The sequence below is a fragment of the Lentzea sp. NPDC058450 genome, assembly GCF_042721395.1.
In the GTDB taxonomy this organism is placed as follows: domain Bacteria; phylum Actinomycetota; class Actinomycetes; order Mycobacteriales; family Pseudonocardiaceae; genus Lentzea.
In genome coordinates this window covers 71924-83785 of the sequence record NZ_JBHXLO010000017.1, presented here as the reverse complement: position 1 = coordinate 83785, position 11862 = coordinate 71924, and the positions used below count along the sequence as shown (strand labels likewise).

The 11862-nt window shown below is 69.5% G+C and carries 6 protein-coding genes; 3 read left to right on the top strand and 3 right to left on the bottom strand.

Annotation, left to right across the window (positions count from 1 at the left end):
- Positions 1-186 precede the first annotated feature (186 nt).
- The 3 genes from ACFWNN_RS25595 (at position 187) to ACFWNN_RS25585 (ending at position 6001) form a co-directional block, all read left to right on the top strand.
- Positions 187-1410 carry an Hsp70 family protein gene (locus ACFWNN_RS25595; RefSeq protein WP_382442446.1) on the top strand — a complete coding sequence of 408 codons (1224 nt, stop codon included), beginning with the start codon at positions 187-189 and terminating at the stop codon, positions 1408-1410.
- 2 nt (positions 1411-1412) lie between these two features.
- Positions 1413-3728 carry a LuxR C-terminal-related transcriptional regulator gene (locus ACFWNN_RS25590; protein WP_382442445.1) on the top strand — a complete coding sequence of 772 codons (2316 nt, stop codon included), beginning with the start codon at positions 1413-1415 and terminating at the stop codon, positions 3726-3728.
- Between the two features lie 227 nt (positions 3729-3955).
- On the top strand, positions 3956-6001 hold the full coding sequence (locus tag ACFWNN_RS25585) for a diguanylate cyclase domain-containing protein (RefSeq protein ID WP_382442444.1): 2046 nt from the start codon (positions 3956-3958) through the stop codon (positions 5999-6001).
- Here ACFWNN_RS25585 and ACFWNN_RS25580 read toward each other — a convergent pair.
- The 3 genes from ACFWNN_RS25580 to ACFWNN_RS25570 all read right to left on the bottom strand — a co-directional run bounded on the left by ACFWNN_RS25580 (position 5976) and on the right by ACFWNN_RS25570 (position 11837).
- The gene (locus ACFWNN_RS25580) at positions 5976-6473 is read right to left on the bottom strand and encodes a DUF2165 domain-containing protein (RefSeq protein WP_382442443.1); all 498 of its coding nucleotides are present in this window, start codon (positions 6471-6473) and stop codon (positions 5976-5978) included. The genes ACFWNN_RS25585 and ACFWNN_RS25580 overlap by 26 nt on opposite strands.
- Before the next feature lie 409 nt (positions 6474-6882).
- Positions 6883-10677 (bottom strand): hypothetical protein, encoded by a 3795-nt coding sequence (locus tag ACFWNN_RS25575; protein ID WP_382442442.1) that lies wholly within the window; start codon positions 10675-10677, stop codon positions 6883-6885.
- A gap of 260 nt (positions 10678-10937) precedes the next feature.
- Positions 10938-11837 carry an LCP family protein gene (locus tag ACFWNN_RS25570; RefSeq protein ID WP_382442441.1) on the bottom strand — a complete coding sequence of 300 codons (900 nt, stop codon included), beginning with the start codon at positions 11835-11837 and terminating at the stop codon, positions 10938-10940.
- Between the last annotated feature and the right edge of the window lie 25 nt (positions 11838-11862).

Here is an 11862-nt window from a genome sequence, read left to right as displayed (position 1 = left end):
TGGGGTGTGCGAGCTGAAAGCTATGAGAGCCGTGCTCGCGCAGCATCGGGGATCACTCCCAGTCAATCCCCGTTCCCCAGACGGGTGACGCTCGTTGACCCCCTAGGGGATTAGGGGCCGCGCTTGAGCGTCTCTTGTTCACCCGTGTAGGTACTGGTCGCTGCTGCGAACAGGTGAGGAAGAGCTTTGGCGTACGTACTCGGAGTCGATGTCGGGACCACCCGCACGACGGCTGCCGTGTGCCGCCTCGACGGCGCCAGGGATGCCGAGATCGTCCTGGTGGTGCCGTCGTTGTTGCAGCTCACGGACGCGGGAACGTTCTCGGTGGGCGAGCGCGGCGTGCCCGGCTGGAGCGCCTCCGGCTTCGCCCGCCGAGTCGGCGACGCGGTGCCGTTCTCGCTGGGTCCCGAGCTGTGCCCGGCCGAGGAGCTCACCGCGTTGCTCGTCATGTGGGTGGTCGGCGAGGTCGTCGCCCGGGAGGGTGAACAGCCCCGTCACCTCGCCGTGAGCCACCCGGCCGGGTGGGGCCCCTATCGCCGGGGCCAGCTCTACACCGCTTTTCGGGCCGTCGGGCTGAACGACGTGACGCTCGTGTCCGAGCCGTTGGCGGCCGCGGAGAACCACGCCGTGCGGGCCCGCGTGACGCCGAACGCGTCGCTCGCGGTGTTCTCGCTGGGCAGCCACGCGTTCTCCGCCTCCGTGGTCAAGCGCGCGCAGAACCGGACGTTCGAGCTGGTCACCCACGTCGACGGGGTCGACCACCACACCGGCGCCGACTTCGACGACCTGCTGCTCGGGCTCGTCCGCGGACGAGCGGGCAAGGACGCCCTCGTGTCGGCCGCCGAGTGCGAGGCGGCGAAGCGGGCGTTCGGGCCGTCCGGTCAGTCCGTGGTGGTCAGCGGGGTGGAGATCGGGCGCGACGAGTTCGTCGACGAGGTCCGTCCCGCCGTCGAGCACCTGGTCGGCACGTTCGTCCGCGCGGTCGGGGCGGTGCAGCCCGACGCCGTGCTGCTGGTCGGCGGCGGCTGCCGGATGACGGTGATCGGCGACGCGTTGTCGTCCACCGTCGACTGCCGGGTGCTGGCCGAGGCCGCGCCCGAGCACTCCGTCGCCAAGGGCCTCGCCGTCGCGGCGCGGCTCGTCCTGCTGGGACCCGAGGTCGAACCCGAACCGTTCGACACGTCGGTCCTGGTCCACACCCGTGAAGCTTCGCTGCGCTTCCCCGTCGGCGAGGTGCCGAGCCCCGACGACGACGAGTTCTCCGCTCCACCGCCCCGCCCGCCGGTGGACGTGTCCCCGCTGGAGCTGCCGCCGAGGCGGGTGAAGCGCGTGACGAACGTGCTCAAGCCCGTCGGGCGCCGTTCGAGCTCCAGCTCCCGATCCCGAGATGACGATGAGGACGGCCGTTGAGCGTGACCACGCGAGCCAGGTTGGTGCTGGACGCCTCCGTGCGAGGTGTGCTCGACCGGATCAACGACGCGGAACCGGGCACAAGCCTGCGCGTTGTCGTTGCGGCGCCTGGTGGTTACGGCAAGACAGCGCTGCTTTCGGAGATCACCAACACCGCCGTGCGCGTGGTTGACGACGCGCACCTGCTGGACGATTCCGCTCTGCGCGCGCTTGCTGCCGAACCGCTGTTGGTGCTGGCCTATCGGCCTTGGCCGCGTCGCGCGGCGCTGGCCGAGTTGAGCCGGGGTGCTGTTGTGGTGCCGTTGGCGCCGTTGACACGCGACCAGGTCCGCGAGGTGCTGAACGCTCCCAAACCCGTGGCGGACTTCGTGTTCGCGCAGACCGGTGGCGTTCCTCTGTTCGTGGAACGCCTTGGGGCCGTGTCCGAGGTTTCCGCCGACGTGCTCGCCGCGTTCCGCGCCGAGCTCGACTGGCTGGACGCCGACCTGCAGAAGTTCCTGCTGGCCGCCGAGGCCGGTGCGGCCCAGCGGCTGGACCTGCTGTCGGCGTTGCTGGACAAGGACTTCGACGAGGTCAGCGACATCATCGAGGCCGCCAGGGCGACCGGGTTGCTGGCCGAGGACGGCACGCTGCTGCCGCTCGCGCACCGCGCGGTCGGGGCGTTGACCAGGGCCGAGCGGCGGATCGCGGTGCGGCAGAAGCTGGCGCGGCTGCAACTGGAACGTGGCGGGCCGGTGCTCGACCTGGTCCGGCCGTTGCTGGACACCGGGATCGGCGGGCCGATCTTCGTCGCGGCCGCGCGCGAGGCGTTGCCGTCCGATCCCGCGCTGGCCGCGCGGTTGTTCAAGGCCTCGACCGGGGGCGGCACGCCGTCCGCCGAGACCGCGGCCTCGTGGGCGACGGCGGCCGCGATGGCGGGCGACCTCGACGGCGCGTTGCGGCTCGCCGACCAGGTCATCAGCGTTCCGGACTCACCGCATCGGCGGACCGCGGCCGAGGTGGCGGCGGTCGCGCTGGCCCACCGCGGCCAGCTGGCGCGCAGCACCGAGCTGTTCCGGTGGGCCGCGACGCCGTACGCGTCGGCGTTCGCCGGGATCGGGCTGATCGGCACCGGGCACCTGTTCGAGGAGACGCCGCCGCAGCCGCCGACGATGCTCGGCGGGTCGGCATCCCTGATGTTGCAGGGCGTTCGCCAGTCCGTCGTCGGGGCCGAGACCACCGCACTGTCCACTTTGGTGCGTGCTTCGTCGATGCTCGAACCGGCCGGGGGAGCGGTCCTGCTGCCGGACAGCCCCGCCGCGCTGGCCGCGTTGGTCGCGGTGCACTGCGGCGAGCCGAACGTGGCCGAGTCCGTGCTGGACCGGGCCGTGGAGACCGGGACCGGCGGCGTGCTGATGTCGGTGCGGCACCGGTTGTTGCAGGCGTGGCTGCACATGCTGCGCGGGAACCTGGCCGTGGCGCGCGAGACGTTGATGTCGGTGCGCGGCGCGTTCGAGCCGCGGGACTGGATCTTCGCGGTGGCGCTGGAGGTCGGCGTGGCCCGGCGCAACAGCGACCTCGCCACGTTGCGGCGCACGTGGGAGCAGGCCTGCGAGGCCGTGCTGCGGCATCCCGTCGACCTGTTCAGCCTCCTGCCGCTGGGGGAGTTCGCCGCGGCCGCGGCCCGGTTGCGCGACCAGGAACGCCTGGCCCCGCACCTCGCCCAGGCCTCGGCCCTGTTGCGGTCGCTGGGAAATCCGCCGTTGTGGTCGACGCAGCTGCACTGGAGCCTGCTGCACGCGGCGATCATCGACGAGAACACCGCGGCCGCCGAGGAACACGCCGGCGCGTTGAGCGCCGTGCGCGACCGCAGCCGGTACTGCGCGATCCTGTCCGCCGCGGCCGAGTGCTGGCTGGACGTCGTGGCGGGCGAGGTCGACGCCGACCGCGTCGAGGAGGCCGCGCGCAGCCTGCACGCCGTGGGCCTGTGGTGGGACGCGTCGCGTCTCGCGGGCCAGGCGGCGATCCGCACGGCCGACCGCCAGGCGATGGTCCGGCTGCTCGACTGCGCCCGTCTGCTGCAGGGCCGTCCGGTGTCCGCACGCCGCGCCGCCGAGGCCGATGTCGTTCCGGTGGCGGAGGACGCGGGCAAGCTGAGCGACCGCGAACGCGAGGTCGCGCAGCTCGTGCTGGAGGGCATGACCTACAAGCAGGTCGGCGACCGCCTCTTCATCTCGGCCAAGACCGTCGAGCACCACATGGCGCGGATGCGGCAGCGCCTCGGCTCCACCTCGCGCTCGGACCTCCTGGCGCAGCTGCGGCACATCATCGGTTCCTGACGCCCGCTCACCGTCGCCAACCCTCCGCTGACCGCCTTTCCCTCGATGGAGAGGTGAGGGTTTGGCGTGGTCATGAGAAAATTGGTCCGATCGAGCGCAAGGAACTTGTAACGCTACGAGGTGGCTATGCCCCCGTTGGGGGGAACGAGGCCGTGCAAGGGGACGGTGAGGGTTGCTGGCTGTAGGCTTCCCCACCGTTGCTCGCCGAGCAGGTCAGGTGGATCGATTTGCCGAGCCAGGACGACGCGAGACCGTCACGCCCACGGGGCCGTGACGAGCTGGCGCGCGACTGGGCGCACAAGGTCAGCCGCACCGCGTACATCCCGTTGTCGGCCGCGAAGCTGACCGACGAACTGCACGAGCTCCTCAACGTCGTGGCCGAGGCCCTCACCGAGGAACCGGCCGTCGCCTCCCTCGTGGGCAGGCGCCTGGTGGAGATCCACTGCGTGGGCGCCGAAAGCCTGACCGTCTCCATCGAGGTACTGGCCGAGTTCGTGGTGCAGGAAGGCGCCGACGCCTCGTCCGCGGCCCTGGTGATCGGCGCCGTCTCCTCCGCCTACACGGCCGCGATCCAGGCGTTCGTCCTGGAACAGCAGGAAAGCGTCAGCCAGGCGCTCCTCCGCGCGAACCGAGCGGTCCAGCTGGACCTCCAGGCCAGCGAGGAACGCTTCGAGGACATCTTCGCCCACTCGTCCACCGGCATCGCCATGGTCAGCCTCGACGGCGACCTGGTGCGCGCCAACGAAGCGCTGTGCACCATCCTGCGCCGCGAGGACGTGGACGGCATGACCCTGACCGACCTCATCGCGCCGGCGGACCTCCCGCTGATCAACGACGCCCTGGCGGGCCTGCGCTACGGCCGGATGCGCCGAGTGGAAGAACGCCCCCGCCTCATCGACCGGGACGGCGAGCACTTCCGCGTCCTCCTCGCGGCCACCGTCCAGAAGGACGCCGACGACAACCCTCGCCACTACGTGGTGATGATCGACGACGACAGCCAGCTGACCCTCCTGGGCGGCCGCCTCCAGTACCAGTCGCTGCACGACGCCCTGACCGGCCTCCCCAACCGCCAGTACCTCACCACCAGGCTCGAATCGCTCCTGCACAGCGACATCGAGCACGGCGTGACCCTCTACCACCTGGACCTCGACGCGTTCGCCGTGATCACCGACGGCCTGGGCAGGGAGATCGGCGACAAGGTCCTCAAACTGGTGGCCGAACGCCTCAGCTCCGTCTTCGCCGGCGAAAAGGCGATGGTCGCCCGCCTGGAGGGCGACGAGTTCGCCGTCCTGGTCGAGAACGGCCCGGAAACCCCGGACGTGGACACCACGATCCGGACGATCGAACACGAACTGGCCGAACCGGTCTACTTCAACGACCAGGGCGTGGCGGTCTCCGCCACCATCGGCGTCCTCCCGCGCCTGCACCCGGGAGACCACCCGGCCGAAGTCCTGCGCGCCTCCGACATGACCCTGAGAAGGGCGAAGCGCAGCGGCCGCCGCCAGTGGGGCCTGCACGACGCCACCCAGGACAAGCGCGAACAGGAGGAGTTCGCCCTGGCCGCCGTCATGCCAGGAGCCTGGGAGAGCGGCGAGATCGAGGTCGTCTTCAACCCGGTCATGCGCCTGGACGGCACGGCCCGCATCTGCGTCGAGGCCGAACTGAACTGGCGCCACCGAGACGCGGGCCTGATCCCGCACGAGAAGTGCGTCTCCATGGCCGAACACACCGGCCTGATGCTCCCGCTGGGCGAGTGGATGCTCCGCACAGCAGCCGAAACAGCGCGCGCCCACGACGAAATGCTCGCCGTCTGCCTGACCGAGAGCATGGCCAACAGCCCGGACCTCGTCCGAGACGTCCGCCGAATCCTGGCCGACACCGGCCTGCAGGCAGGCCGCCTGCTCCTGGGCTTCCCGGTCCACGTCCTCGCCTCCGAGGACAGCGAGGCAGCCGACAACCTGGACCTCCTGTCCGACATGGGAATCCACATCGGCGCAAGGGACTTCCAGGGCTCCACGGCCGAAATCGAACTGGTCCGCTCCCTGGGAGTCCGGGCAGTGCGCATGAAGGGCCGCTGCCAAAAACCGGACGACCTGGTCTCCCACGTGCTCAGCGACCTCATCGGCTTCGTCCACGAGGCAGGCGGCCTCGTGGTCATCGACGCGATCGAGGACGCCGAGCAACACGACTGGTGGACCGAACTGGGAGCAGACGCGGGCGTGGGCCCGGCCTTCTGCGTGGAACCGACTACGGAGTGGCCTTCCCAGGCCTGAGGTGCACCAGCACCAACGCGAACCCGGCAACGGTCACCATCCGCAACGCGGCACTGATCCCGTTCCAGTCCTTCGACTGCCACATGGCGAACCACTCACCACCAATGGTGATGAACCCGCCCAAGAACAACGCCACGATCATCATCAACCCAGCAGAAGCGAACTTCCGCGCACTGTCCTCCTTGTCGCGGACGTACGCGATCGTCCCGGCGGTGAGCAGCACAGCAGACACCGCCTCCCAGAGGATGATCGCGACGTAGACGACCGTCACCACAGCAGAGCTGGTGATGGCCCGCCACTTCAACCCCTCGCCGAACGTGGTGTCCATGGCGAGCACGTGCTTCACGAACGCCTCGTTGGTGCCGTAGTCCGTGACGTTGCCGAGGACCACCAGAATCATGTTGAGGGCGACGAACCCAACGGTCACCGCCACGACCGCGCGCAAGCTGCCGACCCGAGCAAGAAGACGCATGCTGCGGACAGTAACGGACAGACCGCACCGAGTGAGACCAGTTACCCGCGAAGCCACCCGCCCCCAACGCGAAGCCCCACAACACCCGCGAAGCCACTCCACTCGCGAAGCCGAAGGCGAGCCCGACAGAGCGCGCGGATCGTCAAAGCGGTGTCGTGACGTGCCTGCACAAACTCAGCCACGCACGCTTGAGATTGGGGCTTGACTTTGGGTGCGAGGTGCTAGCTTCTCGAGCTCGGCCGGGCGCTTTTCAGCCCGGCCTTTTCCGGCCGATGAGCGCCTCGCAAGGGCCCCGAAGTCAAGCCCCAATCTCTATCGTCGCGCAGCGGCGATGACTGGACCACGCTCGTCAAAGTCTTTGCACCAAACGCAACCACACAACAAAGGTGACCCGACCCGCGACCAACCGTCAGCAAGGAGAACGAAACTCGACCTGAGGCAACCGCGACTGCCACAACTCCTCAGTCAACGCCCCCCGAGTAGCCCCACAAATCCGAGCAACCTCATGCTCCACATCAATGTCCCAAAGCCGCAAAACCCCATCCCCACCGTTGGTCAGCAACACCCGGCTGTCAGGTCGAAAGTGGACAGACGGCTCACCCCCGGAAGCCAACGCCATCTGCTGCCCAAGAGGCGCAGCCTCAGCCGGGTTGCTGATGTCCCACAACCGAAAAGTCTTGTCCGCGCTACCACTGGCCAACGTCTTCCCGTCAGACGTGATCGACAACGAGCTGACCTGCTGCCCGTGCCCCCGCAGCACGCTCAAAGCCCGAGGCCGCTCCCGATCCCGAACGTCGAAGATCCGGATCGTCCTGTCCGTCCCCCCGGTGATCACCGTGTTCCCGTCAGGCGTGAACAGCACCCGCTGCACCGGCTCCAGGTTCCCCGCGACCGGCTGCCCGATCGGCCGGCCGGCAGCCGGATCGCTGACGTCCCACAACCGGAACGTCCGGTCGGAACTGGCCGTGGCCAACGTCTTCCCGTCCGGACTGAACGCGACGTCGTTCACGTACTCCCGATGCCCGACCAACGGCGAGCCGAGCGCTTTCGGACGGGCCGGATCGCTGACGTCCCACAACCGCACCGACTTGTCGTCGTTGCCGGTGACCATGATCCGCCCGTCCGGCGAGAACCCGACGGTGGAACTGAACCGCGTGCCGAGCACGAGCGGTGCCCCAAGCGGAGTGACCGCGGCAGGATTGCTCAGGTCCCACAACCGCACCGACTGATCCGTCAGCCCGTTGGCGGTGGCGAGCACCTTCCCGTCCGGCCGCAACTTGGGCCGGATAGTCCCGCGATCAGGCCCGACCTCGACCGTCCCCAGAGACACGACACCGTCCCGCATGCTCCACAACCGGGCAGTCCGCACCCCGTCCCCGGCCACCAGCAGCCCGCCGTCCGCGCTGAAAACAGGCTGCACCAGGTTCGTCGACCGAACCAGAACCATGTTCTGCGGCAACGACCACAACCGCACGGCGTTCTCACCGGCCCCGGTCGCGAGCGTACGCCCGTCCGGCGTGAACCCCACCGCGAACACCCCGCCACTGGGAGCCGTCAACGGTCTGCCGACAGAAGAAGGCGCGGCCGGATCGCTCAGGTTCCACAACCGAACGGTCCCGTCGGCCGACCCGGAGGCGAGCACCTGACCGTTGGGGCTGAACTTGACCGACCACACCCCACCGGTGTGCCCGACCAGTGCGTCACCGACGGGTTGCTGGGCAGCCGGATCCCACAACCGCACGGTCGAGTCGTCACTCCCGGACGCGAGCAACGATCCGTCCGGACTGAACGCCACCGAGTGCAGCCCGTCGGTGTGCCCGACCATCGGCTTGCCGATCAACGCACGAGAAGCGACGTCGTACAACCGGATCGTGCGGTCGTCACCGGAAGCGGCGAGCGTCCGCCCGTCCGGACTGAACGCGAGCGTCCGAACCGCAGCGGTGGCACCGGTCAACGGCTCACCGAGAGGCTTCAGGCCAGCCGGATCGGACACGTCCCACAACCGGGCGGTCTTGTCGTCGTTGGCCGCGGCCAACGTCCGCCCGTCCGGACTGAACTCCAGCAGGTAGGTGATCCCGTTCCCGGTGTCGACCGTCGAGACGTGCCGCGGATGAGCCTGATCACTGACGTCCCAGAGCCGGATGGTCCGATCCTCACCGGTGGTGGCGAGCAGCCGGTCGTCAGGTGAGAACACCGCCGAACTGAGCCACCCGTCGTGTCCGGGGATCACCGCGAGGGGCTGAGGACGAGACCGGTCCCGCACGTCCCACAACCGGGCGGTCCGGTCGTAGCTCGCGGTGGCGAGCACCTCGCCGTCCCGGGTGAACGAGGTCAGGTAGACCGCCCCGGTGTGCCCCACCAGCGGCACGGCCAGCGGCGTCTGCTGGTTGGCGAGCAGCTTCGACCCGACGTCCAGGTCGTCCGGCCGCATCCGATGAGCGGCCAGCAGCAGCTGGGCGGCGACCGACGGGTCGGTGTCGGTGAGCCGGTCCGCCTCGGCCACGACCTGCCGGAACACCGCGTCGTTGCGCTGCCGCACGGCGATGACCGCGGCCGTCGCGGCGATCAGCGCGAACACCACCACGAGCGACACGGCACTGCGCCGCAGCCACACGCTCTTGCGGTGCTGACGCTCGGACGTCCGCACGAACTCCTTGGCGACCGTGGTGACGTCCTGCTGCTGACGCACGCCCTCCAGCCGTGCGCCGCGGTAGAGCAACGACGAGTCGTGGCCGTGTTCGGACCACGTCGCCGCGTCCTCCTCTAGCCGCTGGCGAGTGAGGTTGCCCGCGCGGTCCTCGTCGATCCAGCCGCGCAGCCGCGGCCACGCCTGGAGCAACGCCTCGTGCGTGATCTCCACCGAGCCGGCGTCCGCGGTGATCAGGCGGGCGTGCGTGAGAACTTCGAGCGCGCGTTCCGTGGCGGACAGGTTGGCGCTGGCCTCCAGCAGGCTGTGGCGGCTGGACCTGCGGCGCGTGTCCTGCGTGTCGTCACCCACCCTGACCAGGCGCAGGAGCAGCTGGCGTGCGGCGGCGCGGGCCGGTTCGTCGAGGTCGGACCAGGCACGTTCGGCGGTCGCCGCGACGGCGCCCTGGATGCCGCCCGCCGCCCGGTAGCCCGCGATCGTGAGCCTGCCCGCCTGCCTGCGCTGCCACGTGACCAGCAGCGCGTGGCCGAGCAGGGGGAGCGCGCCCGCGTCGTAGGCGTCCTTGCCGCGGCGGTTGTGCGTGCCGAGGTCGCGCAGCATCACCTCGACCAGCCCGGCCTCCAGCTGCAGGCCCGCGGCCTTGGCCGGGTTCGTCACGGCGTCGCGCAGCTCGGCCGCGGACATCGCGCCGAGCACCATCTGCCTGGTCTGCAGGGCCTCGGAGAGCTCGGGGAAGTCGAGGCAGCGCGCGTAGAAGTCGGCCCGGACGCCGAGCACGACCGCCGTCTTCGCCGCCGCCGCGTGCAGGGCCTGCACGAAGATCCGCAGCCGGTCCTCGTCGCCGCCGAGGGTGAACGCCTCCTCGAACTGGTCGACGATCACCACCCGGTCGCCGACCGCGACCCGCACCTCCTGCGCGAAGGTGTCGGCGTCCTCCAGCGCGGGGACCAGGTCCGGCACCTGGAGCGTGAGCTCCTTCAACGGATCGGTGCCCGGCGAAATGACGATCGCTTCTTTGTTCAGCCGGGGCAGCACGCCCGCTTTCAGCAAACTCGACTTACCGGCACCGGACGCGCCGACGAGCATTGTGATGCCGTTGTCGTTCAGTTTTTCGAGAAGCGCGTTCGTCGCCCGTTCACGGCCGAAGAACCAATTCGCGTCGTCCGGCCCGAACGCGCTGAGGCCCATGTACGGGCAGACGGCGTTGTCCTCCTGCGGCGGCGGCCCGGGGTCGGTGACGGGGCTCGCGAGCGCCTCTTCCCAGAGCGCGCTCCACGCGTCGACCTCGTACAGGCCGTCGATCGCCGGCTGCGGCCTGCGCTTGCGGGCCTCGCCGATCAGCACCTCGAGGACGGCGCTCAGGCCGCTGAACCGCGCGGGCACGTTCCGCCCGCGCCGCCAGTCGCTCACCCGTTGCGCGGGCACTCGCAGCGGCCGGCCCCGTTCGTCCGTCCGGCGGGCACGCGCGACCGACTCCGTGACTCGTTTCAGCGGAGGGTCGCCAGCCTCCGCGTAGAGCAGCGCGAACCGCTCCGCGAAGACGCCACGGGGTCCCAAGCAGCCTCCTCCTCGTCCGGACCGGAAAACTCCGACCGCACGTCTGAGCTGCGGCGCACGCACCGGACAGGCGGTCGAAGACCCACCATAACGAGGTGGTCTGACAACCTCGACCGGACATGCTTTCAACCGGCGGGAGACCGTGGGAGTGGCAGTGATCGACTGGGGCAGAGCGTCCACGGCTGAGGAGCGCTGGGGGTCTCCTCAGCCGTGGTCAGCAGGGCAGGTTCCGGACGACTGGCAGGGCGCTGCCTGCTAGGTCACGCCGCCTGCCAGAGCGCGTCCGCCTCCGGTTGCTTCGGCTGGACCCGGTTCGGGTCGGGCAGGTAGGTCTCGGTCGGCAGCGTCACGTAGGTGATCGCGTCCGGTTTCAACGCGGTGAGCTTGCCCGCGAGATCGGCCAGTTTCGCGATCGACCCGATTTCGGAGTCCGTGACGATGGACTTCGTCATGATGTCGGCGAGTTCCAGTGTTTTCTGCGGGCTGCCGAGCCAGTTCTCGTTCGCGAGTTTCTCGCTCAACGCGCGCATGAACAGCTGCTGGTTCTTGATGCGGTTCAGATCGCTGCCGTCACCGATGCTGTAGCGGGTGCGCACGAATGCGAGCGCCTGCGTTCCGTCGAGTTTCGTCGGCCCGGCCGGGACGTGCAGGCCGCTCTTCTCGTCGTCGATCGCCTCGGGCATGGTGACGTCGATGCCGCCGAGCTTGTCGATGACGTCGCGGAACCCGTTGAAGTCGATCTGCACGAAGTGGTCGATCCGCATGCCGCTCATCTGCTCGACCGTCGCCACCGTGCAGGCGGGGCCGCCCGTGGAGAAGGCGCTGTTGAACATGGCGAGCGAGGCCGGCGGGTTGGCCCCGCACTGGGGCCTCGGCACCATCGTGTCGCGCGGGATGCTGATCACGCGGGCCGTGTCGCCCTTCGCGTTCAGCTGGACGACCATGGCGGTGTCGGACCGGCCGTCGTCCTTGCCGATGAGGAGGATGTTGAGGGGGCGGCCCGGCGTCGACGGAGGCCTGGGGTGGGTGATCTCCTTCGCGAGATCGACGGTCTTGAGATTGCTCTCGAGCCGCCAGTAGCTGCCCCCGACCACGACGCCCGTCGCGATGACCACGGCGGCCCCCGAGACCACGAGCCATCGTTTCAAGTGGACGTTCATGTCCTCCACGGTCCCCGGCGTTTGT